Here is a 25,107-nt window from a genome sequence, read left to right on the forward strand (position 1 = left end):
TCAGCCGCAGTCGCAGCAGTCTCCGCATTCGCAGCAACTTCCGCAGCCTTCGCCACAGCTCTCGCAGCAACAGTCGCACTCGCACTCGCAGCAGCACGCGTCGGTGCAGGTGTCCCAGCACGATTGCTTGCGCTGCGGGTCGGGGGGAAGCTGACCCGGCGGAATGTCGTTGGGGTAGTTGCTGAAGGGCTGGTTGCCGAAGTTGATGCCCTCTTGCTGGCCGTGCGGCGTGCCGTAAGGATCGTTCGGGTAGTTGGCGGTGGGGCCGCTTCCGAAGGTCCGGGAGACGGAGCGGCGCAGTTCCTTGGTCAGCAAGCGTCGAGGCAGGCGGCCGTCGGTGAAGTCCACGTCGGCCAATGCCAACTCGATGCCGAGCACCGCGTCGTCGCACAGGGCGCGCACCTCGGCGGCCGGTGTTTCGGTGGCGGCCAACGGATTCCACTTCCCGTGTGCTACGTCGGAGTGGTAGTCCTCGACCGCGTCGAGTAGATGCGCGAGCCGTCCGAACAGTAGGCCGATCTCACGCAACGGTGCCGCATTGGCCGGTCGGCCGGCCAGCACGGCGGTGTGCGCAAAGGCGGCGGCGACCGCGGTCTCGGTGGGTTCGGTCACCTCGAGCAGGGAACTGCCCGGCCCCGCCGATGCTTCGAGTGCGGTCTGACGGTCCATGGCGGCTACCAGCACGCTGGTGTCGAAACCCAGCGAGTGGCCGCCGTCGGTGCCGCGGCGCACCCAACGTTCGGCGATGCGCCGCGCAGCGGGTCGCACCGCGGCGACGCCCACCAGGCCGTCCCGGTCGTCGACGTGGTCGCGGACCTTGGCGGCGGCCAGTGCCAGCGACACCACCGCGGCCAGTTTCACGCATTCGCCGGTCGCCACGTCAGCGCGCTTCATGCCGCGCAGTGGGCACGGCCCGGCGTTGCGCCGCGTCGGCTTCGCTTCCGACTGGGCTTCGACCAACAACGAGACGATCAAGCCGTCGTAGTTGGTTGCAATGCGCGCCGCTTGACCGTAGTCGTCGCGTAACGCCAAGCAGAGGCCGCACAACTGGGCTCGCCAGGCTGCGGTGAGTTCGCCGCCGAGGCGGTGGCGACAGGGCCGAATGATGCCAAACACGTGTCGAAATTACCGGACGGAGCGCAAAATGCACGCATGAAACTCGTCCCTGTCCTCGTGGCAGTGCTGTTGCTGGTCGTCGGGTGTCCGAGCCCGAGCAAGCCAACCAAGACCATCGAGCTCTCCCTGGATGAGGTGACGAGCCAGCGGGCGACCACCAGAGACGTGACGCTCGCGGTCGGACAGACACTGGAACTGTCGCTCGGGTCGAACCACAGCACGCCCTACCGTTGGACTCCCGACCCGAAGATCGGCGATGGCGCGCTGCTCAAGCAGACCAGTCACGACTACTACCGCGGAGACGCCGGCCGGATCGGCGGGCCCGGCAGCGAGGTGTGGAAGTTCACGGCGGAGAAGGCCGGCAAGACCACGATCGAGGCGATCTACGCCAGCGTCGGAGGAGACCCCACCGTGCCCAAGTGGACGTTCACCGCGAACGTTACGGTGCAATAGTGCTGCGGTTCCCCCGATTTTCGAATGTGCCCGCTGAGTTGCGTGAGCAACTCGACGCGGAGGGCGTCATCTTCCTGGCCGCCCGGGTCGGGGTGAGCCGCAGTTTCAGTGGGCACGTTCCCGGGGTGTATTCAGCTGCGGGCGTTGCCCGTTACCGCGGCATGTTCGCATTCAGCGCTTCGCGAATCGTGGCAACCTTTCCCACCGGTGCCAGCCCGAATCTGCGGGCCATCGACTGCCCGTGGGACACCGAACCCGGTCCTGCTGTCGCGACCATCAGCAGCCACGGCTTGGCGATCGAAATCGATTTGCGCAGAGTCGATCACGCGTTCAGCGGCACCATGAAACTGAACTACAAGCGCTACATCCCAGATGATGTGCTGGAACAGTTACCCGCCACTTCCGTCAAGTACCGGCTCGAGCCAATGTTCGTCTATCGGGCCGTCGGGGTGCGCCCCCGCGTGTAGAGAGGAATCCGGCATGAAGGAATTGGATTTTCACTTCGATCCGATGTGCCCGTTCGCCTACCAGACTTCGGTCTGGATTCGTTCCGTGCGTGAGCAACTGGGCATTGTGGTGAACTGGCGGTTCTTCAGCTTGGAGGAGATCAACCGCGTCGAGGGCAAAAAGCATCCGTGGGAACGGGATTGGTCGTATGGCTGGTCGTTAATGCGGATTGGTGCGCTGCTGCGGCGGACGGACATGTCGTTGCTGGACCGCTGGTATGCCGCGATCGGCCACGAGCTGCATACCCTGGGCGGCAAGCCGCACGATCCGTCCGTGGCGCGGCGGCTGCTGGTCTCCATTGGCGCAGATGAGGCGATTCTCGATGCGGCACTTGCCGATTCGACCACTCACGATGAGGTGCGCGCCGAGCATCAGCGGGTGGTCGATGCCGGTGGATTCGGTGTTCCGACACTGTTTCTCGACGGGCAGTGCTTGTTCGGGCCGGTGTTGGTGAATCCGCCTTCTGGCGAGGACGCTGTGAAACTCTGGAATGTGGTGGTCAGCATGGCCGAATTGCCGCATGTATATGAGCTGCAGCGGCCGAAGTCGGCGGCTGATGCGGAGCTCATTGGCCGGAGTTTGCGGCCGTACTTGGATGGGCGGGATTGGGTGAGCATCAATCGTGGGGAAGTGGTGGACCTTGACGCGGCGATCGCAAGCGCGGCGGAGCCGGGCGCAGCGGGTCGCCGCCATCAGGACTAGACCATGGCGAGCGGTGACACCTTAAGCCCAACTGCCAAGGCGCCGGACAATTCTCGGCTGGTGTCGTAGTCGAAGATCACGTGCCCACTGAGCACATCGACGTCGCGCTTGGCGCGTTGAAGTGGGTTGTTCAGAAAGTGGGCGCTGGCGCCGGACGCTTCGAGCAGGTTGCCGATGACGTCGCGTGATTCCTTGACGATGTGCGCGGCCGCCAATCGGCAGTCGGCGCGCACGGCGCGCGGGACTCGGTCGCCGGCGGCCAGGATGGTTTCGATCCGTCCGACGGAGTCGGCGAGCAGTCCGTGCAAGGCGCGCAGCCGAATCCGGGCTTCGCCGAGGCGCGCCTGGGCCGCGGGTTTGTCCTTCTGCTTGCTGCCCTCGTAAGCAATCACCCGCTCAGACAGTCGTTCCGTGAACAACTCGACGACCCGCTCGGCCGTCCCCAGGGCCGGCATCGACGCCAGGAACGCGAGCGCCGGCACCATCGGCCAGCGGTACAGATCCGCGTCGTGCAACAGCGCCCCCGGCGCGGTGCCACCGTAGATGTCGGTGACCTTGACCAGTCGGTGCTCAGGAACGAAGACGTCGGTGATGACAATGTCGTTGGATCCGGTGCCGCGCATGCCGTCGGTCTGCCAGACGTCGACGATCTCGATGTCGTCGGCAGGCACCAGGGCGAGCGCGGGATAGATCCCGTCGTCCGGCCCGCACAATGCTCCGACGATGGTCCAGTTGCCTTCCATCACGCCGGTCGCCCAGGACCAGCGCCCGGACAGCCTGACGCCCCCGGCGGTCGGCGTGCCGCGTCCGGTCGGGGCCAATGGGGCGGAAGCAAGGAACGGTCGGCTGGCGAAACCGTCTTCCTGGGCCTGTTCGCCGCACAGCGCCAGCATCCAGTTGTGCAGCGTGAAGAATCCGGCGGTCCAGGCGGTCGAGGTGCAACCGTGCGCAAGGCGTCGGACGGGGTCCAGGATGGCCTGGAAATCAGCCTGCTGGCCGCCGTATCGAGCGGGCTTCAACAGGTCGAACAATCCCGATTCCCGCAGTTCGCTGACGGTATCGGCGGGGAGGTGGCGAAGCTCCTCGGCATCGCTGGCGCGCTTCTTGATGCGGTCGACGAGATCCTCGGTGACACCGGCTGCAATGGCGGTCATAGCTCCACCATACCTTTTGGTATGGTCAGGGGCGAAGCATGAAGTCGAGAAATTTTTCGTGATGCGCCCATCGCTTGGGTGACGGGCCGGCGAGATGGAGCAGGCCGACACCCGCGGCGAAGGTTGCGTTGGCCCGTAGGTCAGCCTCGTCGGCGTCAAACCCGTAGTCGCGGAACGTTTGTCGGACGGCATTGAGGATGCGGCGGTCGGCTGAGCGCACCGCGGCGGCGACGGTTTCGTCGGAGCGCGCCCATTCGCGCATGGCGCGCTCGAGTGACCACTGGCGGGGTCGGACCAGCGACGCCATCATCTGGGACAAGCGTTCTCGCGCATCGATGTCACGCATCTGTTCGATGTCGCGGCGGTCGTCGTCCTTGAGCTGCGCCCACGACTCGACCAAGGCTTTGCGGTAGGCGGTCATGTCGGCGAAATGCCAGTAGAAGCTGCCCTTTGTCACGCCGAGCCTGGTGCACAGCCGGTCGAGCTTGAGCGCGTTGAGCCCTTCGTCGGCCACGATGGCATAGCCTGCCTGCACCCAGTCGTCCACCGTCAGACGGCCATTGCTCGCCATGCAACGGGAGCCTATCGGGTCAGTCCGACTCCAGCCTTGAGCGCATGTATTCGAGAACATCGACGATTCTTGCGAACCCGCCGAGGTGAGTGTCGCCCGGTCGCACGATGAGATCCCCTTGCGGCAACCGAGAAACCGTCGTCTCGACGGCGGCGACTGGCATTAGGTGGTCCATTTCGCCGTGCCACCAGCGAACCGGCACCTGGACATCGGACAATCGAAATCCCCAGTCCCGGCCGAATAATCGAAGATCGTCGATCGGGGCCCTGCTGCCGCCTTTGACCATGAAGATCACGTCATCGACGAACATCGCTTCGGCTTCGGACTCGGCCAACACCCGTTGGTCCCCCTCGGGCAATGCGGCGGCATACGCGAGATACACGTAGTGGGCGAAGGGAATCAGGGGGAACAAGACGCCGCTGATCAGTGCTCCTAGCGGCCGGCGCAACTGTGTGAGAACCGGAGCGGCGCGTCGGGCAAAGTCGCCGAAGCCGGTGGTAACCGCGTCCGGCCCGCTGGAGGGAACGACCCCGTCCAGCACTGCCACGGCCGCGACCCGGCTGGACAACTCCGGCGCCGCTGCGCAGGCCAGGGCATACGGCCCGCCACCGGATAGGCCGGCAACGGCAAATCGTTCGGCGCCTAGCGAGTCCGCAACGTGTGCGGCATCGGTTGCCCAGTCCACGATTGCGGCATACGGGTGGGAGTCGGACAAACCCCCGCCTGGCCGCTCCACGACGACAACGTGCAGGCCGAGCTTTTCGGCGGCGCGCCGACCAACCAGCGGGAACTGACGGCGGGCGCCGACAGTGCTGTGGAACCACAGCAGCACTTCGCCTGCGGGATCGCCGAACTCGGCGTGTCCGACACGGCGACCATCGGGCAGGCGCAACACGCCTTCTGCCCGCGGCTTTGCGACGGGAGGCACCTGGAAGGGATGCTGGAAGTAATTACGCAGTCTCATCGGCTCCCGTTGGGCGTAGGTGACCATGGAGTCAACCCTGCGATGTTGAACGCAACTGCGGGAATACATGGCCGTGAGGCATGCACCGAAAGGAGGTTCGATGTCGTCCAAGCGGTTCGGCCACTACGAACTTCGGTCGTTGATCGGCAGTGGCGGAATGGGCGATGTACATCGGGCCTACGACACGGAAAAAGGCCGCGTGGTCGCGCTCAAGCTGCTGCGGGCGGAGTTCGCCGCCGATGCGGCCTTTCAACAGCGCTTTCGGCATGAGTGCCGGCTGGCGGCGCGCCTGCAGGAACCGCACGTCGTCCCGATCCACGATTTCGGCCAGATCCAAGGCGTGCTCTTCATCGACATGCCGTTGCTCGACATCGGCACGCTCAAGGAGATGGTGCGTCAGCAAGGGGCGCTGGATCCGGCGCAAGCGGCGTCCATCATCGGTCAGGTTGCGTCCGCACTGGATGCCGCCCACGCAGCGGGGCTGGTGCATCGGGACGTAAAGCCAGAGAACGTACTGATCGCGCCGGACAACTTCGCCTATTTGGCCGACCTCGGCCTCGCTTCCGCGGGGTCTCCCACGTATCGGGCGCCCGAGGTGCTCGGCGGTGGCCGCGTTGGGCCGCAAGCTGATGTGTACTCGTTGGCGTGTGTGCTGTACGAGTGCCTGACCGGCCAGCCGCCGTTCGAGGGTGCGGAAACGGCGGACGCGCATCTGTTTTCGGTGCCGCCCCGGCCCAGCATTATGCGCCGCGGCATCGATCGGACGTTCGACGCGATCATCGCCACCGGCATGGCCAAGCAACCTGGCGCGCGGTACTCGTCTGCGGGGGAGTTGGCGCGGGAGGTTTTCACGGCGGCGAAGTCCGGGTTGGCGCCTTCTCCTGCTCCCGCTGCACCCGCTGTACCCGCTGCACCGAGCCAGCCGGCGAGCACTCGCGCGTTCTCGATGAGCTTCGAGAATGTGGACGACACCGGGTACAGCCCTTATCCACCCTCGCCTGCGCCTCGGGTGCGGGCACGCCGATTGGGCCGTCTGCCTGTTCTGGTCGGTGGCGTTGCGGCGGTGATGTTGGTCGCCGCGGGCTTGATGGCCGGGATCGTGGCATTGAAGGGCCATTCGTCGCACGACGCTGCCTCTTCCGCGCCGCCTGCGGTGTCGAGTACGTCGAAGACGCCGTCATTGTCACGTCCGGTAGATGGGGCTGACGGGTTGGGCTTCATCGGGCACCCGGCCCGCTGCGACGCGGGCAACCCACCGGCCGCGGTAGTACGGACCGCCAAGTCGCTGGCGGTGATCTGCCAAACGAGTAGTGGAAATTTCTACTACCGCGGCGAGCGTATTCGCGACGGCGCCAATATCGAACTCGGCAATGCGGTGCGCACCGCGGACGGGTTCGACGTGACGAACCCGTCCAACGGCGTGCGCTACCAGGTGCGTCCGCAGCAGCTCACCATTCTCAGCAATGGGCATGTGGACTCGGCGGAACCGGTTCTGCAGTACGCGACTGGTGGTTAGGCCGGCTGCAGCATTCGTCCGGCAATGAGCGCCGACATCCAGCCGGGGGACAGACGTCCGCTCGTGGCTGCCACCTTGTTGCGCCAGCCCGTAACCACCACGGCCCGGCCCTTATCAAGCGCCTGCAGCCCTTGGGCGACAACGGGTTCGGGTGCGGCGAGGTTGCGATAGATCGCCGTGTGTGAGACGTCCTCGCCGAGCGCATCGACGAAACCGGTGTGGGTGGGTCCGGGGCACAAAGCCGTGACGGTGACACCCGTGCCTCGAGTTTCGGCCCACAATGCTTGGCTCAACGACAGCACGAATGCCTTGGATGCGCCATAGCTGGCCTGGTACGTCCCGGGTTGAAATGCGATGGTGGAGGCCACATTCAAGATGCCACCTTTGCCCCGTTTGAGCATTCCTGGCAGTACCGCATGGGTGAGGCGTACTAGTGCGTCGACGTTGACGGCGACCAGTTGGTGCTCGCGGCCGGCGTCAATCTCGTCGAACTTTCCGTAGGTGCCGAATCCGGCATTATTGACTAGGATTTCGACGTCTCTTGCTTGGAGGCGGTCTATCAGTTCGTCAACACCGGCAGCGGTGGCGAGATCTCCGACGACAATTTCAACTGTTGTCTTTTCGGAAACTCGTTGCGCCACAGCGTCGAGCCGGGCTTCGTCTCGTCCGGCGAGCAGGAGTGACAAGCCCCGCTCTGCTAGCTGGTCGGCGAAGATTGCGCCCAATCCAGAACTGGCGCCGGTGATTAAGGCCCATTGTTGCGTTGACATAGCTACTCCCTAGACGTTACGGCGGAAACTGGGCACGGAGAAGGCGTGACTGAACAAGCCGATGGCGCCACCCAGCAGCGGCCAGATCGGCCAGAAGTACGAAGCGCTCGTCGTGGCGGCGACAGCTGCCCAGACGATGACGACGATCGTCGCCATCGCGAGGTAGGCCATGAAGTGGATGTTCACGCCACGCCGGGCCGCCGCGATCTTGGCGGCTTTGCGGCGGGGGTCGGCGCGACGGATCCGGTCGAGCGGCAGATCGCGTAGTAGGTCGTGCAGCTCGCGAATTGTATTGGTACGGAACACTTGTTGCACTCGGTTCTCGTACTCGTCGATCTGCAGGTAGCCCTGCTCGAATGCTTGACCCAGTTGGGTAGCTGTCTTGTTCCGGTCGCGGTCTCCGACGCGTTCGGGCGTACTGGGGGTCAGGGTTGCGGTGGTCATTTCGGCTCCTTTCACCAATGTGAATAGCATTAACATAGACCAGAATGTTAATGTCGTCAACATGTCCGGTCAAGCCAAGCGTGAGAGCTATCACCACGGTGATCTGAAGCGCGCGCTCACCGACGCCGCGTTGTCGTTGGTGTCCGAGAAGGGCCCGAAGGGTTTCACGCTGACCGAGGCGGCACGCCGGGCGGGCGTCAGCGCTGCGGCGCCATACAGGCACTTCGCCGATAAGGCGTCACTATTGGCGGCGGTCGCTGAACAGGGGTTTCTGGATTTACACGACGCTCTGGGGGTGTCCTCAGACGAAGGGTTGCCGCCGGGGGACCGGGTGATCGAGCTTGGTCGCTTTTACGTGCGTTGGGTGATCGCGCACCCCGATCACTACCGCGTCATGTTCGGCGCCGACCTCGACAAGGCGGACCATCCGACACTGGCGGTGGCGGCCGAGCAGGCGTTCGGAGACCTATTGGGTGCTATCAGTGAGTGTCAGGAGGCCAGCCTGCTCGCCGACCAGGACGCGCGCGATGTGGCCGGTCCGTTGTGGTCGCTGGTGCACGGCGTCGCGTCGCTGGCGATTGGCGGTGAGCTGCGCGCTGTCGGCATCGAGCAAGATCCCGAGGCGATCATCGCGCGGGTGGTGACCGGGTTGCTCAAGGGGTAGGTCAGCCGAACACTACGCCGGGGTTGAGAATGTCGGCCGGATCGAAGCTTTCCTTGATGCGGCGCATCAGCGCCACCTTGGCCGGGTCTTCAAGCTTCAGGTAGTACGGAGTCTTCGCGCGGCCAAGGCCGTGTTCGCCGGAGATTGCGCCGCCCAATTCCATTGCGAGCGCGAAGATGTCGATCATCAGTTGCTTGCGTTTGTCCGCATCCGGAAGTCGGATGGCCAGGTGTACGTTGCCGTCGCCGGCGTGCCCGCAGCCGGCCGCCCCGCCGCCTGCGGCGGCCGCCAAATCCTTTGCCGTGGAGAGGAATTTAGGCATGGCCGACCGGGGAACCACGGTGTCGATGATGTCGTCCGAACCGATGGCCTTCGCCGTCCAGAACGCCTTCTCGCGCCCCTCGATCAGCTTGCGTGCCGCTGCCCCTTCTAAGACGTACGCGTCGACGGCACCCAATTCGGCCAGTAGCTCGCCGCAGCGCTCGACGTCTTCGTCCAGTCGTTCTGCGGTCCGGTTTTCAAGCGCCACAACAAGATACGCCTGGCAGGTGTCGCGGATCTTATCCGGAACGCCGAGTTCAAGGTTCTGGATGTGCACGAGACCGGCCATCGTCAGGTTGTCGATGTACTCGAGAATGTAGGGCGCCAGGCCGCTGGCGAGAACCTCGGGCACCGCCGTCATGACCGCGTCGAAGTCGGCGAAGGGGGCGAGCACGGTGGCGCTGTGGTCGAGTTGCGGGTGCAGTTTCACGGTCACCTCGGTGGCCAACGCGAGGGTGCCTTCGGAGCCGATGATGAGCTGGGTGAGGTCGTAAGCCGTTGAAACCTTGGCGATTTTGCCGCCGGTGCGGATGAGCTCGCCGGTAGGCAGCGCTGCCTGAAGTCCGAGGATGTTGTGGCGAGCGACCCCGTACTTGACCGCGCGCATCCCGCCAGCGTTGGTGCCGACGTTGCCGCCAACACTGGCAGACAGCTCGCCCGGATACACCATGTAGCGCAGGCCCGTGCCCTCGGTCGCGGCCTCCAGTTCGGTCAGCGTCACCCCCGGCTGGACGACGGCAACCTGGTTGGCCGTATCGACCTCGAGGACCTGATTCATCCGCTCGAACGAGATCACCAGCCCGCCTTCGACGGGGCGCGCTGCACCCGACAAGCCGGACCCGGACCCGCGGGCTGTTACTGGCACCCCATCCTCGGACGCGGTCTTGAGCAATTCCGCGACCTGTTCGGCGGTGTGCGGCTTCGCGAGGTAAGCCGGCTGCTGCGGCGCCTGGCCCAGCACTTCGTCGTGCGAATAGTCCTCGGGGATGGCGTCGCCGGCCAGCAGATTTTCATTGCCGACGATCTCCGCAAACCGCTGTGCTGTGTCGCTCACCGAGGCCTCCCGTTCCCGCCGTTGTGCGCGACTCACTCTACGTTCGCAGGCGCCTGGGGCGTGAAGGTGATCGGCAGCGTGGCGAGCCCGGTCATCGCGGGGTTGCCCAAGTATTGCTGGACGCCGTCTTCGTCTACGCGGTAATCGGGGATGCGATCGAGAACGGCCTTGACCATGACCTCGGCCATCAGCCGCGCGAGGTGCGAGCCGATGCAGCGATGTGGTCCGAGGCCGAATGCGACGTGCCGGTTGGGATTCCGATCCAGTCGTATCTCGCCGGCGTTTTCGAATTCGTGCTCGTCGTGATTGGCAGCCAGCCAGCTGATGACGACCTTGTCGTTGCGCTTTAGTTGTTGGCCGTTGATTTCGATGTCTCGGGTGACCGTGCGGCTGAGTTGCTGGTTGACCGAGAAGTAGCGCAGGAATTCGTCGGTGGCGGTGCGGTAGAGCTCCGGTTGTTCGATGAGTTGTTGCCGGAGCTGTGGGTGCTTGCCGAGGTGTAGCAGGGTGAGCGCGGTCTGCGAAGTGGTGGTGTCGACGCCGCCACCGATGAGGTTCCACAGAATGTTGAGCAGTTGTTCGTCGGTGAGGCGCTGACCGTCGAATTCGAATTGCAGCAGGAAGCTGGTCAGGTCGTCTTTAGCGTCGGCGCGTCGGGTGGCGGCGAATTCGAGGACGCCCTGCATCATCTCGGGGACCGCGGAGATGGCTTCGGTGTATTCCGGGCTGCTTTGCGGCATGGCCATCACGGAGTGGAACAGCTTGGCGTAGAGGTGCCAGTTGTCCATCGGCAGGCCCATCAGCTTCATGGTGAGGATGGCCGGAACCGGGCTGGCGAAGTCGAGCACGAGGTCCATGTGTCCGTCGGCGACGTGCTTGTCCAGGAACTCGTGCGCCAGTTCTTCCATGAACGGCTTGAGTTTCTGCACCGCGCCGGGGGAGAAGAACGGGGCCAAGCCGTGTCGTAATGCGAGGTGGTACGGGCCGTCGACTTCACTGATGCCCAGGGCGGGTTGCCCTTCTGGCCGGGGCACGCCCATTTCGCCTTGATAGTCGATGCCGTCGTCGGCGTTCGGTTCGTACTTGTGCGCGAAGGTCTCGCCGTCTCGGGCCGTTCGGCTGACGGCGGCGTAGCTGGTGAGGAACCAGAATCCTCCGTACTTCGTGTTCCATGCCACCGGGCATTTGCTTCTCAGCTCGGCGTTCTTGGCGAGCTCGTCGAGGTTGAAATCGTCTGAGTGGTGGTCGAAGTCGACGATTGCGTCCGGGCGTGTGACCATCGAAAAGCCTTCCAACACAATGGTGTATCACTTTGGTGGCTCATTGGGCTATCTTTGCAATGTTACGCACGTGGATGGGGCGGAGGTAGGGCGATCGCTGAATCGACAATCGGTGGACAGGTGATCCCGGATCTGCCGGACCTCGCCCGAATGCGTCGCGAACGGTTCGCGCGATTGCAAGCGGAGCTATCTCGGCTGGGCATGGACGGGCTGGTGCTGCTGAGTTCCAGCGCCGTGGCATACGCGACGGGTGTGTCGATGCCAGCCATGGATGGCGACCGGGCCGCGCTGTTTCGGGCGGTCGCCGTGGTGGTGACGGGGGAGTCCGCACCGCACATCTACACGTCCGTTGCTGACGGGGTGCCTCCGGAAGTTCAACTGCATGGGCCGCTGTTCCCGGATCTGGACGACGGGATTTTCGAGTTCGCTTCGGCGTTGGCGTCGCATTTCAAGCCCGACGCGTTTATCGGGATTGACCACTTTTCGCACCCGCTACTGCGTGGCGTCACCGGTTACCGATGGGGGAATGCATCCGGGGTTGTCGGGGAGGCAAAGCTGCTCAAGACCGTTGACGAAGTCGCCTGCATTCGGGAGGCCCAACGGTTGAATGAGTTGGCCATGGTCGATGCGTTGGCAGCGTTGCGTCCCGGGGTGCGGCAGACCGACCTCAGTGCGGTGTTCCTGCGGCGCGTTGTTGAACTCGGCGGATCTGTCAGCATTGACCCGATCTGGCAGGTGATGGCGCCTCGGATTTGCGATGGGCCGTGGACATCGCACGGTGGTCTGGCGTATCCCACTGTGACGACTGATCGACTTCTTCGCTATGGCGACGTTGTTTGGGTAGATGCGGGGATTGCTTGGGAGGGGTACGCGTCCGACTACGGCCGAACGTGGGTTGTGGGGCATGAGCCAAATGAACGGCAGTTCAGACAGTTTCGGCGATGGCGTGCTGTGGTGGATGCGTCTCTGGATGTGCTGCGGCCGGGGGTGACGGGTTTGGAATTGTGCAAGGCTGCTATCGCGGCGAATGGCGGCGAGCGGCCGTGGATCGAGCACTTCTATCTGGCCCACGGCTTGGGCACCGACAGCGCCGAGATGCCGTTGATCGGCACCGACCTCGGTGAGGATTTTGATTCCAAGCAGGTGATGAAACCCGGGGCGGTGTTGGTGTTCGAGCCGGTGATCTGGGAAGACGGCTTTGCCGGATACCGATCGGAAGACATTGTGGCCGTGACCGATGCGGGTTATGTGCAGCTGAGTGGAACCACCTACGAGCCGTATGGAGTTGACCTGTGAGCCCGGCGGCGCGAGACAGTGGTTTGCGAGTAGGTCTTGCTGCTTTGGAAGACTCTGCCCGTGTGGATTTTGGCCAGCTGCGCTATCGACGACGCGAAAAAGTGTTGGCCGGCATGGAGACTCACGGTCTCGATGCGCTGATCCTCGGTGGTACCGGCAATGTGCACTACGTGACCGGTGCGCGGGTGCTGGGTCGGGCCGGGGTGTTGCCGTTTGCGCCCGTCGCCGTGGTGGTGCGTTCGACCGGGCGGGTGCACATGTTGTCGACGTGGGACGAGGGGGTTCCGCCCGAAATCGCGCGGGAGGATTTGTATCCGCTGAGCTGGAATCCGATGAAGTTGATGACGTCGGTGGCCGCGATACCGGGTCTGGGTCAAGCGAAGCTGGTCGGGACGGACGGCATGACGCCGGCTTTGTCCCTTGCCTTTGGGTTCCTTGTCAAAGCGGAGGTGGTTGACGCGGCGCCGGTGATGGATGCCGCGCGGCGGATCAAGCTGGCCGAGGAGATCACGTGTCTTGAAGTGGCTGCGGCTATTTCGGAGTCGGCGTTGGCTGCTATGGAGTCGGCTTTGCAGCCGGGGGTGACGGAGCGCGAGTTGCTCGGGGTTTATTACTCGCACGTGGCTTCGCTCGGAGCTCCGGTGGCGCCGTCCGAGAGTGTTTGCTTTGCAACGGGTTCTGGGGAGTACCGGCAGTTGGCCTCGGATCGTGCGGTGGGCGAGGGGGAGTTGGTGGTCTTGTCGCCCGGTGCTTTGTACGCGGGGTACGAGGCTGGGTTGGCGCGAACCTTTGTGGCCGGTGTGTCTGAATTGTCGGCGGCTGCTTCGGATCTCGCCTCGCGGTGTGCTAGCGGAATGGATGGGCTGCTGGCTGCTTGCAGGCCGGGTGGTGTTGGTTCTGATTTGTATCGGGCTTGGTATGACAGCGGATTGTCATCCTCGCCGGTTCCGCTGGCGCATGGGCTTGGGCTGGGTGCGGAGCCTCCGGTCATTGGGTTGGGCCGCGGGCGTGACGCGGTGCTCGAGGAGGGGATGGTGCTGAGCGTCCAGTCCTGGGTGGCCGAGGATCGCATCGGAGGCTGCTTGGAGCGGGCCACCGTGGTGATCGAGAGCGGGGGAGCTTCGGTCTTGACTCGGTACGGGAGGTTGAAATGAGTGAGCACCGAACGGTTTTCAACCACGTTGGGCTGTGCGTTCGTGATCGCGACCGGTCGCGTCGGTTCTACGAGGGTCTGCTTGGGTTTCAGTTTTGGTGGGAGATCGAGCCCCCAGACGACCGGACAGCTCAGCTTGTCGGCCTGACTCCGCCGCTTGGCACGCGTGCGACGTATCTGGTGCGGGACAATTTCGTGCTTGAGCTGATTGACTACTCTCAGCGTTCAGTGCATGTTGGGTCGGAGCGGACGATGGATCAGGTTGGGCTGACGCATATTTCGTTCTCGGTGTCTGATCTGCCGGGAGCGTTGGCGCGGGTGGAGGAACTTGGGGGAGTGGTGGTCGAGGGGACCGCGACGGATCAGATGGCGATGATTCGGGATCCCGATGGGCAGTTGTTGGAGTTGTTGGGGGATGGGTGGTTGGGGGTGTTGCCCCCTCGGCCATAATCCTGGTTCCTATCGAATGCCACGACGATGGCTTACGTTCAATTCTTTGGATCAAGCGTGTGCTAAAGGATAGCTCGGGCATTTGGATTTTTTGCGTATGCTATGAGATAAGAAAATAGCCTTGGTTTACCTCGCTGAGAGTCTAAATTGAGCGCCACTCGGAAACCAACGAGAGGTGCGTTCACATGAAATTTCGGTACGCCTTGCTGCCCTTCACGTTCACTTCTGCACTGGTTGGCATGCTGGTGACGGTACCTCCGGCCGCGTCCGCGGATCCATCGTCCTGGACCATGCCGAATTTGGTCGGAAAGAATTTGCAAGCCGCGCAGGACGCCATTCAGTCGGTCACAAGCGGCTTGGTTTGGTATTCAGGCTCAACTGACCTGACTGGCAAGGGCCGTGCCCAGGTTCTGGACAGGAATTGGTTGGTGTGCACGTCAACGCCACCGCCGGGGGCGACCTTTACAACTAGCTCCAGTGTCTCGTTCGGCGTTGTCCGAATCGACACGGAAAAATGCCCTTGATGGCGCACTGCTTTTTTACCCTGGTTGCACACATACTGGCTGATGCTTCTGTTCGCGACAGCATCTCTGCTGACCTTTGAGACGGTATCGACCGATCGACGTTTCGACGGTCTGCGGTGACGTGACTGCAGAGCGCGCGGAGCCCCATTAACGCAACAAGCCACTCGAGCAGGAGACCCAAATCAGGGCGCGAGTCCTCCCGGGTCTATTTCGCATGGCCGTGGAATCGGCTGCCAGGCAGGCATATTTCACCAAGCAATCCCTGGCAGGTCGAGCTCGCGCAGAATTTGAGAAATCCTGGACGTCGGCGAAGAAGACGGTAGCGCGGTTGGCGTTGGCGGTTTATGGCGACGCTTCCGCCGATCTAAAAGGATGGCTCGACGCTAAACCGGAGCGCCGCGCGACGCTACGCGTATGCAACGCTGTGCACGGGGAAGCGACCGGGGTATCGATAGGCGAAGCGCGCCAACTTGAGCGGACCGTCGAAGCCGTGCTGGCACTGAGATGAGCGCAGTCGAACTCCTAGGTCAGGCTCAGCAGATTCTGATGACGCGCAGTATTACTGGCCTTTCGTCGCGTATGGCGGCATTCCTGGCGCGACGAGCACTGGAAGAGATCATTGACCAACGGTGCATCAACGTGTCTGCCCCGGCACCATGGGCCACGACGCGCAGCAAGTTATTAATACTGCGTGCACTCGATAAAGCGGAAGCAGCCAATGGTGCTGCGACGGCATGGAATCGGCTGAGCAATGCTTGCCACCTGCACGCATATGAGATGCAGCCATCGACCGCTGAGGTTGAGCAACTGTGCCGCGTTGTGGCCGGCCTGCTGCCATGACATCTTGCCAAATGAGACACCCGTAACCCGGCAAAGAGTCCCCTTCGATCCTCGTCGCTTCTCCGACCCGACGTCGAATCATTCTGCGTTCTAGGTAGTTACACGAATCCACTGTCCACAAGGATGGCGCCTTTAGCGGTGATCACATGTGCCTGGCCCGAACCGCCAAGGACTCGGCACCAACTCTTCACCTCGAGAAAGTCCTTCACCAAGGTGATATCGAAACCCCCATGCATGCCCGGTACCGGGAACCAAAGGCGTTGATCGGTTACCTCATGCAGGATTCCGACGGGCGGGTACCGCAAGGCACTCCTTGGATCGCGCCCCGCGTAGAGAGTGCCGATGCGGCTGTCTATGACGTCCGCGAGGTGCCAGTTGAGCGCGCGAATAGCGCTCGGTGACAACGGCGAAGGTTCCGGCTTCAAATAGCGGGTCCGCAGAACTAGCGACTTACGTTGTTGTGCAACAACATCTTTAGGTCGGGATGCCCTGAGGTCTCGATCGTTGCGGACATCGTGGGCGGTGCGTCCCCGAGCGTCAGTGAGCGATTTGAGGGCGCCGCGCTGGATGAGTTCGGCCGCGACTTCGTTGAGTGCTCCGTGCCATGCTGCCTGGTGCAGGACGGTGAACCAGGACTTCCCGCCCGGTCTCCACCAGTTGATGTCGACATCGCATTCTGGATCGTCGAGCATGTCGAACACGGTTGACCAGTCACCGTTTTGGGCCGCGTTGGAGAGTTCATGGCTGTCTGAAACGGTGTCGTCGTACAACAACTCGGGGTCAACTATGCCGCGCCACACGAAGGGTTCGCCCGAAGCTGCATCATCGTTCTCAGCCATAAGATTCTCCCTTCTCTGAATGACGAAATAAATGTAAGACCCAGAACCTGTCCGGCGGGGGAGGCGGACTGGGTGGGGCGAGGCGCGTTGCGCTACGTGATTGCTCGGCACCGACCTTCTTCAACAGGTCGAGCGGGCGTCGCGACTCGTCCCAGGCGCGTAGGTGATGGCGGCCGCATCCGGTCCGAGTGCGGCCTCGGCAAAGCCCGGTTCTTTCGGCCGCCGCACCTCCTGACTCGACCAGTCGCGGAATAGGGTGGTCGGCGTGGTGGAAGCGTTTGACACGAAGCAGGCCGTTGCAAGAATCCTGGCCGAATACGGCCCGTTGCACACAGACGAAATCACGCAACGGCTTCAGGACAGCGGCGTGGCCAGCGCGGAAGCCGTGTTGGATGACCTGTACCTCGAAACCGATTGTCCAGCAGGGCAGTTGTTAGATGAGAGGTGGATATCGCTGCCGACGGTGCTGACCGGGCGGGTTTTCACCCACCGCCTTCGCGCAGATGAGGTTGCCCACGACATGCTCGTTGTGTCGCCGGATCTGAACCCGATTACCCGGCTCTGCGAGCACGAGGAGTACGCGCGATTTGTCGACGGGTCTGCGGCGCACGTTGCGCTGCCGGACTACGACGACGAGCTGCTCGAACTGCGCGGCATCCCGGCCGAGGTAGTCGACGATGCCGGGGTGCTGCTCCTAAACCCCGGCACGCTAAAGACATTGGGCGTTGCAGAAGGAGACATAGTTGGGTTGCGGCTAACAACGGAAGGGCTTGCGGTCGGGCGCGTTACCGCGCTGGCTTCCGATGCGACGGTAGGCGCGCACCTGGCCGCGGCAGTTGACCCCGACGAGCCGATTTATTTCGACCCGGCGATATGGACGGTGTGCGTCGAACACCCCGCCTCGTTCACCGAGCCGCTGCCGCCGCTGTCCGAGATCGTCGCCAACTGCGGCCTGGCCTATAACCTCAATTCACTCGCGCCGGATGGCTTCGATTTCGAGGGTTGGCGTTTCGAACTTGGCTGCGCTGCGCTCGCGACGCGACATGACCTGGATCCGGACGACGCGTTCGCGCTGCACACGCTAATGAAACTTTTTGACAGCATGTCGTTGCAGTTGGAGGAAGCCGATGCGGACGGTGAAGACCCACCGGGACCGGACGATACAGAACCCGAGGTCGAGGGACTCGACGATCTTCTCGCTGAGGTCGGGGCCGTGCTTGCCGATCCGCTGCTGGCCGAGTTGCTTCTGACCGAGGCGGCTGCCGCCGACAATCCCGCTGCGCTGGGCATGTTCGCCGAGGTGCTGGAGCCGAAAGTGCCGCAGGCAGCGCGAGTCGCGTGTCGCTGGCTACGCGCGGTCGCCCTGGAAGGGATAGGCGACATCGGTGCGGCAGAACGCGAATTGCTGGCAGCCGAGTCGATAGATCCTGACTGGCCTTGGCCGCTGCTCGATCTGGCCCGCATCGCGTCCGATCGTGGCGACGTGGAGCGCGGGTTGGCGTTTCTGCGCCGCGCGGGCGCTGAGCCGGATCACCCGATGGTGGAACTCTTGTCGCGATATCGGGCAGAGCCGCGCCGCGACATCGGCCGAAACCAGCCGTGCTGGTGCGGATCCGGCCTGAAGTACAAGAAGTGCCACCTGGGCCGCGAAGAACTTCCACTGTCCGAGCGGGCCGGCTGGTTGTACGCAAAGGCCGGACAGCACGCGGAGTCGAGCGGATGGAACGACTTGCTATTCGAGGTGGGATACGAACGCTGTCGCTACACCGCAGACGACGAGGACGCGGTGGCCGAGGCGCTGGCCGATCCGCTGTTGATCGACGCAGTGCTATTCGAGGGCGGCGCCTTCGAGGAGTTCCTCGAGATTCGCGGATCACTGCTGCCTGACGACGAGCGGTTGCTGGCTGAGCAATGGCTGCTTGTCAAGCGTTCCGTGTTTGAGGTCGATGAGGTGCGACGCGGCCAGGGCGTCACCGTGCGCGACCTGCGAACCGGAGACACGCACGACGTACGTGAGCGTGCCGCCAGCCAACAGCTGAAGCCCGGTCAGCTGATGTGCGCGCGTGTGGTGCCCGCCGGGAACACCGTGCAGTTCTTCGGCGGTCTGGAACCGGTCGCGTTGCACGAGCGTGACCTGCTGATCGACTTGCTCGAGGGGGAGCCAGATGCGGTAACGCTGGTCGCGGTGCTCAGCCGTAGGTTTGCGGCCCAGGCGCTGGTTGACGCCGAGGGGGATCCGCTCGCGATCTGAGAGGCCGCCCGTGCCCGTCGGCGACTCAGCTAGGCGCGTGGCCAGCCGTAGTTGAGCGAAGAGCCGAAACCATTGTGATGAAACGACTTTCGTATAGTAACGCGCCGGCTAAGAGCCGGCTACAAGCACCAAGGGCACGGGTTCGTGTTCTCGCCCGCGACCAAACGCCAGTTGCCGCCTACAGCGCCGTCTTCAACCTTCAGCCCAACAATCTGCGGCGGATATCCGCGTGACATTGCGTAGAACTTGTGGCACACCGTCCAGTCCCAGTCCACTTCATCGTGGGAGAAGCCTCCGGGGACTCGGTCGCCCGGACACCAGGTGCCGGTATTGGGTTCTGCTTGGGCGGTGCCGGCACCCAAGCCGGTGGCCGCCAGGCCGGCGGATAAGAGTGCCGCCGCTGCCAGTCTTGCTATTCGTCGAGTCATTTTGAATTCGCCTCGCTGTGGTCGATCGATAGAGATAGATGACCACAGTGTGCACCCGACCACATGCGAAATTCTTGCGCCGAAAAACATTGCACTGCAACATTTTCAGCGCATGACGACGCTATTCGACGTTCACACCGTAATCTCTGGCGATCCCCGCAAGACCCGACGCGTAACCCTGGCCGATGGCGCGGAACTTCCATTCATCGTTGCGCCGGTAAAGCTCGCCGAAAAGCATCGCGGTTTCCGTCGATGCATCTTCGCCGAGGTCGTATCGGGCGAGTTCGCGGTCGTTGGTGCTGTCGACGACGCGGATGAAAGCGTTTTGCACCTGCCCGAAGGTCTGGCCATGCGCGTCGGCTTCGTAGATCGAAACGGCAAAGAAGATGTTGGTGATGTTCGGCGGCGTGGCCTTCAGGTCGACGTCGATGATCTCGTTGTCGCCTTCGCCGCCGCCTACCAGGTCGTCGCCCTGGTGGATCACCGTGTCTTCGGGGGAGCGCAGGTTGTTGTAGAAAACAAAGTGACGGTCTGAAAGTACCTTCCCGTTGGCGCCGCAGATGATGGCGCTTGCGTCGAGGTCGAAGTCGGCTCCGGTTGATTTCCGGACGTCCCATCCCAAACCGACGGCAACCGTCGTCAGGTTGGTTGCCTCCTTCGACAGCGAGACATTGCCGCCCTTCTTCAGAACGACGCCCATGCAACACCCCTCCAAACGATTCTTGAACTGGTCACCTGCACCTCACGCTGTCAACAACGCTAGTACATCGGCGATGGCCGAGACCATGACTCGCTACCGCCGACACCTGCCAAGCCTCTTACTGCGAACGAGAATTGCTGTCTTTGAACACGATTGAGATCCCTGGCCATGGCACGTGAAAGCAAGCAAGCGCATCGCGGAACGATACGCAACGCCACAGACACGCTGAGCCGTCCCGCGAAAGCGCGTTTGACCCCGCTGTGAAAAAGACCGCCGACCAATAGGTAGCTGACCAGCGCCCCACGATCGGTTATCGTTTGCGCTGGCAAGTCCACAGGGCCCGGGAGCATATATGGCGCGGTTGATACAAACGCACAAAAAGGTGATCGAAGCGCAGGTGAACGGGACCAGCTTCAAAGCGCTGACCGGCGCCATGGTCGCCTACGAGGGCAACGTCACGTTCAAGAACGCCGGCTTCGGCGGCGGCTCGGGCATGCTGGCCGGCCTCAAGCAGCGTGTCACCGGCGAGGCACTGAGCCTGATGGAATGCACCGGCCAGGGCCGGGTCTTCCTCGCGGTCAACGCCCAGAACGTGACGATCATCGACATCAACAACGAGCAACTGCAGGTGGAGTCGCGCCAGCTCTTGGCGCTAGCGGGAAACCTGCAAACCAACGTCACCTTCACTGGACTGAGAGGCGCCTCGTCGGGCCAAGGGTTGTTCACCACGGTCGTCTCCGGCCAGGGGCAAGTGGCATTGCTCTCCGCGGGTGGCCCACTGATCCATTTGGAAGTGACCCCGCAATATCCTCTGGTCGTCGATCCCGACGCCTTCGTGTGCGCGAAAGGCCAAATGCAGCAATCGTTTATCACCGACGTGTCGTGGCGCACCGCCGTCGGTCAGGGCAGCGGTGAGGCCTTCTCGCTGCGGTGGGAAGGCCAAGGCCTCGTTTCGATCCAACCGGCCGAGCGGTAGGAGACCCAGTGGTATTCGCCAAGGTCAACTCAAAGGTCGTCAAGGTCAACGTCGGCCAAGCCGGCGGCGTAGTCGCCCGCACGGGCGCGATGCTGTTCTACACCGGCGACGTCGCATTCTCGCCACACCAAGTGCCCGGGGCCTCAGCGATGGGTGGCATGGGCGGCATCGTCCGTATCGCCGGCCGCATGATGCAGGGCGAACACCAGCGCACCATGATCGCCCAAGGCAGCGGTGAGGTGCACTACGGCTATGCCGGCCTCGACATCCATGTCGTCGAGATCCAACCCGGGGCGGTCTTGCGCGTAGAGGCGTCACGGCTCCTGGCCAACACCGCCGGACTGCAGTCCTCGGTGGTGTCCGTGGCTTCCACCGGTGGCGGCGGAGGCGGTGGCGGCATGATGGGAATGTTGCGCGGCGCCGCCAGTGGCGCATTGACCGGCCAGGGCCTGTTCACCACGCAACTGTCGGGGCACGGCGCGGCCGTCCTACTGGCGCACGGGGGCGTGATCGAACTTCAGGTCGGCGGACAAGCACCGGTCGTCGTGGATCCGCAGGCATTCGTCGGCGTGTACGGCAACGTGCAAACCGAACTGAAGTCGGCGATGAGTTGGCGTGACGCAGTCGGCCGCGGATCGGGTGAAGCAATGCAACTGAGGTGTCACGGGCAGGGAACTGTGTACGTGCAGGCGTCGGAGGAGAAGCTGTGAGCATTCCGCTGAGCAAAGTGCTCAATCCATCCACCCTGCCGGTTGACGACAACATTCCGGACAACGCCTACGCGTTCGTCATCGACCTGCTCCAACCGTGGTTCATCCGCAAGGGCGCGATGATCGCCTACTACGGGCAGATGGAGTTTCGGGCGCTGACCCACGGGTTGCAGGCGGGGCTGATGCACATGGTCTCGCAGCAGTTCTCGGCGCCGCTCTACTTCGGTGACTACACGGTCGCTGAAGGCCAGGGCAAACTCATCATCGGCGACCGCGGCTACGACATCAATTCCTATGATCTCGACGACGGCAATCTCACGATCCGTGCCGCGAATCTCCTTGCGTTCCAACCTGGATTGTCGCTGAATCAGTCGATCGTGCCGGGCTTCGTCACGTTGATCGGTACTGGAAAATTCCTGGCATCGTCCAACGGACCGGTGATGTTCGTGGAACCGCCGGCCCGCGTCGACCCCGAAGCGCTGGTCGGTTGGGCGGACTGCCCCTCACCCAGTCATCACTACGACCAGCGGTGGATCTCCAGCTTCGTCGCCGCAGGCGCGGCGCGGTTGGGCTTTCACTCCGGCGAGGAACGCCAATTCGACTTCACTGGTGCAGGAACCATCCTGATCCAGTCCAGCGAGAAGGTGCTCAATGACTCAAACTTGGTGCGCAGCATTGAATCTCAGCTGAGCGGCCTATCCAGCACCGGGCTGCAACGCCTTAACCACGTCATCACGGCGCAGCTTCAGCAGCAGCACCAGGTCTGATGGTGGCGACCCGCTGCGCCCGGCTTCGCCGCGCTTGCGATCGCCACGACTAGTCCTTACGCCCCGCCTGCCACTGCATGCCCCAGCCATAGGCCTGGTCGAGCAACCGCTGACCACCGTTGATGTACTGCACCTCGCGATTGACGTGCAGTCCACCCTGCGCGTAGTAGAGCTGCGCGACGGCGCAGATCCGTGCCTCGTTGTTGGGTGAGTCCATCCGCACCTCGATCTCCGGACCGGACGTCGGGAACATCGTCACCACACCGTCGACCGCCGCCCAGTTCGGCGCACCTTCGTAGATCATCGCGAAGATCAGGATCCGCTTAAACAGTTCGGGCTGTTGAAGATTGATGCGCATGTTCTCGCCGCCGGAGGACGATCCGGTGCGGTCGTCGGCGTCCAGCGAGATGAAGGGCGGTTGGGTTTCGGATCCGTAGGAGTTGCCCAGCGCCTGGACGACGCCTTTCTGCCCGCTGGCCAGCTCGTACAGGCAACCGAGGTCGAGGTCGATGGCGGGGCCGTACCCGCCGGTGTTCCAGTTCAGGTTGACCCGCATAATCCCTTGCTGCTCACCGGCTTTGGTCAGGCTGATGCGTGGCGCATCTTTGGTGAGTTTGATCTTGGACAGGCTGACTCCGCCCCCGGGTGGCTGCTGCGGCGGGTAGGCCGGCGGCGCCTGAGGCGGTGGATATGCCGGGGGAGCGGCGGGCGGAGGGTACGCCGGTGGCGGGGGATACCCAGAAGGCGGTGGGTACGCAGGGTTCGCTGGGGGCGGAGCCGGCGGTGGCGGAGGAATGCGGCCCGGTCGCTTGGTGTAGTCGATACCCATAGAATTCCTCTCGTAAAGTGTTCGCCCGCAAAGGGATTAAGAGGCAGGCGCTTCCTCGAGCTCCGGGGTGTCCTCGCCAGCGGCTTCCCGTCGATTGCGCACGATACTAGTGAGGAAGGCGGCCCCGATCAGGACGACACCGATCAAACCAGTGACGACCTCTGGGATCTCGTACTTGGGGGATACCGACACCAGCAAGATCACGGCCAAAGCGCCGATGGCCCAGTGCGCCCCGTGTTCGAGGTAGACGTACTCGGACAGAGTTCCCTTGCGCACCAAGAAGATTGTGATCGACCGCACGAACATCGCCCCGATGAAGCCCAAGCCGAGCGCGATGAGGATGGGGTCAGCGGTGATCGCAAAGGCGCCGATCACGCCGTCGAACGAGAACGAAGCGTCGAGTACTTCCAGGTAGAGGAACAGAAAGAAGCCGGCCTTGCCCGCTACCTTGGCGAGTTCGGAAGGCCCACTTCGGACTTCCGCCTCCTCATCGTCGTCCTCTTCCTCCACGTCGAACATCGAACCGAGTCCGTCGATCAGGATGTAGAGGATCAAGCCAAGCAACCCGGACAACAGCACCGTGGCGCGCTTGTCAGGCTCCGCGATGAACTGCGAAGCCAGGATGATCGCCACCCCCGCGACCGCTACGGCGAGTTGGTCGAGTTTGCCGGCCTTGGCCAGCGGCCGCTCCAGCCACGACAACCAGGTGATCTCACGTTCGTCGAAGATGAAGTTCAAGAACAACAGCAGCAGGAACGCGCCACCGAACGCGGCGATCTGGGGATGCGCCGCGGTCAGCGCGGTTTCGTAGCTGGGACGGCCGTCCGGGAAGAACGCGGCATGGTTTTCCGGCGGGTTGAGTGCTCGGTCGAACGCCTCGCGCGGGGCCAGGTCTGCAGTGATCCATACGACCAGCAGCGGGAAGACGCACCGCATACCGAACACCGCGATCAGGATGCCCAGAGTGATGAAGATGCGCTGCCAGAACTCGTTCATCCGGCGCAACACCGTGGCGTTGATGACCGCGTTGTCGAATGACAGCGAGACCTCGAGGACACCCAGGATCGCGCACAGGATCACCGCCTGGACGCCGCCGTACAACCCGGCGACGATCAGCGAAATGATCGTGACCACGATCGAGGGCCAAAATATCCGCCACGCCATGGGCCGACTCCTAATACCAGTGCGGACGCGTCAAGACGCGTCCGCAACGACGACTACCCGCATGCTGGCTCTCGAGTGTTAGACGTTTACGCCGTAATCCCGGGCGATACCCGCGAGGCCTGACGCGTAGCCCTGACCGATGGCGCGGAACTTCCACTCAGCGCCATTGCGGTAGAGCTCACCGAAAACCATGGCGGTCTCGGTGGAGGCATCCTCGGAGAGGTCGTAGCGGGCGAGCTCGGTACCGCTGTTGCGGTCGACGACGCGGATGAAGGCGTTCTGGACCTGACCGAAGCTCTGGCTACGGCTGTCGGCTTCATAAATGGAGACCGCGAAGAAGATGTTGGTGATGTTGGTCGGCGAGGCCGCGAGGTCGACGTTGATGACCTCGTCGTCACCGTCGCCGCCACCGGTGAGGTTGTCGCCGGCGTGCTCGATCGTCCCCTCGGGGGAGCGCAGGTTGTTGAAGAAGATGAAGTGCGAGTCCGAAAGCACCTTCTTGTTCTCGCCGGTCGCGATCGCGCTGGCGTCCAGGTCGAAGTCGGCTCCCGTGGTGGTCCGCACGTCCCAGCCCAAGCCGACGGCGACCGCCGTCAGGTTAGGTGCCTGCTTCGTCAACGAGACATTGCCGCCCTTGCTCAGACTGACGCCCATCCCATACCCC

At 63.2% G+C, this 25,107-nt stretch carries 27 protein-coding genes; 13 read left to right on the forward strand and 14 right to left on the reverse strand.

Going from position 1 to position 25,107, the window contains the following annotated elements:
- Positions 1-1,116 (reverse strand): DUF5685 family protein, encoded by a 1,116-nt coding sequence (locus ACZY1I_RS16835; RefSeq protein ID WP_463755565.1) that lies wholly within the window; start codon positions 1,114-1,116, stop codon positions 1-3.
- Between the two features lie 36 nt (positions 1,117-1,152).
- Here ACZY1I_RS16835 and ACZY1I_RS16840 point away from each other — a divergent pair, with 36 nt between their 5' ends.
- Genes ACZY1I_RS16840 through ACZY1I_RS16850 form a run of 3 tightly spaced genes read left to right on the forward strand, consistent with a single transcriptional unit; the run spans position 1,153 to position 2,778 of the window.
- Positions 1,153-1,569, forward strand: a complete 417-nt coding sequence (locus tag ACZY1I_RS16840) for a protease inhibitor I42 family protein (protein WP_463755566.1) — start codon at positions 1,153-1,155, stop codon at positions 1,567-1,569.
- Complete coding sequence (locus ACZY1I_RS16845) at positions 1,536-2,036, forward strand: hypothetical protein (RefSeq protein WP_463755567.1); 501 nt, start codon at positions 1,536-1,538, stop codon at positions 2,034-2,036. The genes ACZY1I_RS16840 and ACZY1I_RS16845 overlap by 34 nt, the downstream gene beginning before the upstream one ends.
- 13 nt (positions 2,037-2,049) lie before the next feature.
- Positions 2,050-2,778, forward strand: coding sequence for a mycothiol-dependent nitroreductase Rv2466c family protein (locus ACZY1I_RS16850; protein WP_463755568.1), 729 nt, complete (start codon positions 2,050-2,052; stop codon positions 2,776-2,778).
- Here the strand turns inward: ACZY1I_RS16850 and ACZY1I_RS16855 are convergent.
- Genes ACZY1I_RS16855 through ACZY1I_RS16865 form a run of 3 tightly spaced genes read right to left on the reverse strand, consistent with a single transcriptional unit; the run spans position 2,775 to position 5,467 of the window.
- On the reverse strand, positions 2,775-3,932 hold the full coding sequence (locus tag ACZY1I_RS16855) for an acyl-CoA dehydrogenase family protein (RefSeq protein ID WP_463755569.1): 1,158 nt from the start codon (positions 3,930-3,932) through the stop codon (positions 2,775-2,777). The genes ACZY1I_RS16850 and ACZY1I_RS16855 overlap by 4 nt on opposite strands.
- 25 nt (positions 3,933-3,957) lie before the next feature.
- On the reverse strand, positions 3,958-4,503 hold the full coding sequence (locus tag ACZY1I_RS16860; protein ID WP_463755570.1) for a TetR/AcrR family transcriptional regulator: 546 nt from the start codon (positions 4,501-4,503) through the stop codon (positions 3,958-3,960).
- Between the two features lie 19 nt (positions 4,504-4,522).
- Positions 4,523-5,467, reverse strand: coding sequence for an alpha/beta fold hydrolase (locus ACZY1I_RS16865; protein ID WP_463755759.1), 945 nt, complete (start codon positions 5,465-5,467; stop codon positions 4,523-4,525).
- Between the two features lie 100 nt (positions 5,468-5,567).
- On the opposite strand from ACZY1I_RS16865, the gene ACZY1I_RS16870 reads away from it, so the two are divergent.
- Positions 5,568-6,983, forward strand: a complete 1,416-nt coding sequence (locus tag ACZY1I_RS16870) for a serine/threonine-protein kinase (protein WP_463755571.1) — start codon at positions 5,568-5,570, stop codon at positions 6,981-6,983.
- Here ACZY1I_RS16870 and ACZY1I_RS16875 read toward each other — a convergent pair.
- Together ACZY1I_RS16875 and ACZY1I_RS16880 are read right to left on the reverse strand one after the other, a co-directional pair.
- Positions 6,980-7,753 (reverse strand): SDR family NAD(P)-dependent oxidoreductase, encoded by a 774-nt coding sequence (locus ACZY1I_RS16875; RefSeq protein WP_463755572.1) that lies wholly within the window; start codon positions 7,751-7,753, stop codon positions 6,980-6,982. The genes ACZY1I_RS16870 and ACZY1I_RS16875 overlap by 4 nt on opposite strands.
- Before the next feature lie 9 nt (positions 7,754-7,762).
- Positions 7,763-8,197, reverse strand: a complete 435-nt coding sequence (locus tag ACZY1I_RS16880; protein ID WP_463755573.1) for a DUF1707 SHOCT-like domain-containing protein — start codon at positions 8,195-8,197, stop codon at positions 7,763-7,765.
- A 61-nt stretch (positions 8,198-8,258) separates the two neighbouring features.
- Here ACZY1I_RS16880 and ACZY1I_RS16885 point away from each other — a divergent pair, with 61 nt between their 5' ends.
- A complete protein-coding gene (locus ACZY1I_RS16885) occupies positions 8,259-8,861 on the forward strand; it encodes a TetR/AcrR family transcriptional regulator (protein WP_463755574.1) in 603 nt (200 codons plus the stop codon).
- A gap of 1 nt (position 8,862) precedes the next feature.
- Here the strand turns inward: ACZY1I_RS16885 and ACZY1I_RS16890 are convergent, their stop codons facing one another.
- Positions 8,863-10,236, reverse strand: a complete 1,374-nt coding sequence (locus tag ACZY1I_RS16890) for an FAD-binding oxidoreductase (RefSeq protein WP_463755575.1) — start codon at positions 10,234-10,236, stop codon at positions 8,863-8,865.
- Between the two features lie 32 nt (positions 10,237-10,268).
- Positions 10,269-11,516, reverse strand: coding sequence for a cytochrome P450 (locus ACZY1I_RS16895; RefSeq protein ID WP_463755576.1), 1,248 nt, complete (start codon positions 11,514-11,516; stop codon positions 10,269-10,271).
- 120 nt (positions 11,517-11,636) lie between these two features.
- Between ACZY1I_RS16895 and ACZY1I_RS16900 the strand changes: the two genes are divergently transcribed.
- From ACZY1I_RS16900 to ACZY1I_RS16915, 4 genes are all read left to right on the forward strand, one after another.
- A complete protein-coding gene (locus ACZY1I_RS16900; protein ID WP_463755577.1) occupies positions 11,637-12,812 on the forward strand; it encodes a M24 family metallopeptidase in 1,176 nt (391 codons plus the stop codon).
- A 62-nt stretch (positions 12,813-12,874) separates the two neighbouring features.
- Positions 12,875-13,966, forward strand: coding sequence for a M24 family metallopeptidase (locus tag ACZY1I_RS16905; RefSeq protein WP_463755578.1), 1,092 nt, complete (start codon positions 12,875-12,877; stop codon positions 13,964-13,966).
- Positions 13,963-14,415, forward strand: coding sequence for a VOC family protein (locus ACZY1I_RS16910; RefSeq protein ID WP_463755579.1), 453 nt, complete (start codon positions 13,963-13,965; stop codon positions 14,413-14,415). The genes ACZY1I_RS16905 and ACZY1I_RS16910 overlap by 4 nt, the downstream gene beginning before the upstream one ends.
- 1,028 nt (positions 14,416-15,443) lie before the next feature.
- A complete protein-coding gene (locus ACZY1I_RS16915; protein WP_463755580.1) occupies positions 15,444-15,779 on the forward strand; it encodes a hypothetical protein in 336 nt (111 codons plus the stop codon).
- Between the two features lie 98 nt (positions 15,780-15,877).
- On the opposite strand, the gene ACZY1I_RS16920 is transcribed toward ACZY1I_RS16915, so the two are convergent.
- Positions 15,878-16,618: an ankyrin repeat domain-containing protein gene (locus ACZY1I_RS16920; RefSeq protein WP_463755581.1), complete on the reverse strand. Its 741-nt coding sequence runs from the start codon at positions 16,616-16,618 to the stop codon at positions 15,878-15,880.
- Between the two features lie 265 nt (positions 16,619-16,883).
- Between ACZY1I_RS16920 and ACZY1I_RS16925 the strand changes: the two genes are divergently transcribed.
- Positions 16,884-18,869 (forward strand): SEC-C metal-binding domain-containing protein, encoded by a 1,986-nt coding sequence (locus tag ACZY1I_RS16925; RefSeq protein WP_463755582.1) that lies wholly within the window; start codon positions 16,884-16,886, stop codon positions 18,867-18,869.
- A 119-nt stretch (positions 18,870-18,988) separates the two neighbouring features.
- Here the strand turns inward: ACZY1I_RS16925 and ACZY1I_RS16930 are convergent, their stop codons facing one another.
- Positions 18,989-19,297 (reverse strand): hypothetical protein, encoded by a 309-nt coding sequence (locus tag ACZY1I_RS16930; RefSeq protein WP_463755583.1) that lies wholly within the window; start codon positions 19,295-19,297, stop codon positions 18,989-18,991.
- A gap of 121 nt (positions 19,298-19,418) precedes the next feature.
- Positions 19,419-19,997, reverse strand: coding sequence for a TerD family protein (locus ACZY1I_RS16935; protein WP_463755584.1), 579 nt, complete (start codon positions 19,995-19,997; stop codon positions 19,419-19,421).
- A gap of 352 nt (positions 19,998-20,349) precedes the next feature.
- Between ACZY1I_RS16935 and ACZY1I_RS16940 the strand changes: the two genes are divergently transcribed.
- Genes ACZY1I_RS16940 through ACZY1I_RS16950 form a run of 3 tightly spaced genes read left to right on the forward strand, consistent with a single transcriptional unit; the run spans position 20,350 to position 22,450 of the window.
- Positions 20,350-20,973 (forward strand): AIM24 family protein, encoded by a 624-nt coding sequence (locus ACZY1I_RS16940; protein WP_463755585.1) that lies wholly within the window; start codon positions 20,350-20,352, stop codon positions 20,971-20,973.
- Positions 20,974-20,981: 8 nt separating this feature from the next.
- Entirely contained in the window at positions 20,982-21,683 is a 702-nt protein-coding gene (locus ACZY1I_RS16945) for an AIM24 family protein (protein WP_463755586.1), read from the forward strand.
- A gap of 8 nt (positions 21,684-21,691) precedes the next feature.
- On the forward strand, positions 21,692-22,450 hold the full coding sequence (locus ACZY1I_RS16950) for an AIM24 family protein (RefSeq protein WP_463755760.1): 759 nt from the start codon (positions 21,692-21,694) through the stop codon (positions 22,448-22,450).
- 49 nt (positions 22,451-22,499) lie between these two features.
- Here ACZY1I_RS16950 and ACZY1I_RS16955 read toward each other — a convergent pair whose 3' ends face one another.
- From ACZY1I_RS16955 to ACZY1I_RS16965, 3 genes are all read right to left on the reverse strand, one after another.
- Positions 22,500-23,279, reverse strand: a complete 780-nt coding sequence (locus tag ACZY1I_RS16955; protein WP_463755587.1) for a TerD family protein — start codon at positions 23,277-23,279, stop codon at positions 22,500-22,502.
- Between the two features lie 36 nt (positions 23,280-23,315).
- Positions 23,316-24,443, reverse strand: a complete 1,128-nt coding sequence (locus ACZY1I_RS16960; protein ID WP_463755588.1) for a DUF475 domain-containing protein — start codon at positions 24,441-24,443, stop codon at positions 23,316-23,318.
- A gap of 78 nt (positions 24,444-24,521) precedes the next feature.
- Positions 24,522-25,097: a TerD family protein gene (locus ACZY1I_RS16965; RefSeq protein ID WP_463755589.1), complete on the reverse strand. Its 576-nt coding sequence runs from the start codon at positions 25,095-25,097 to the stop codon at positions 24,522-24,524.
- Between the last annotated feature and the right edge of the window lie 10 nt (positions 25,098-25,107).

Source organism: Mycobacterium sp. IDUB_37 (assembly GCF_055419245.1).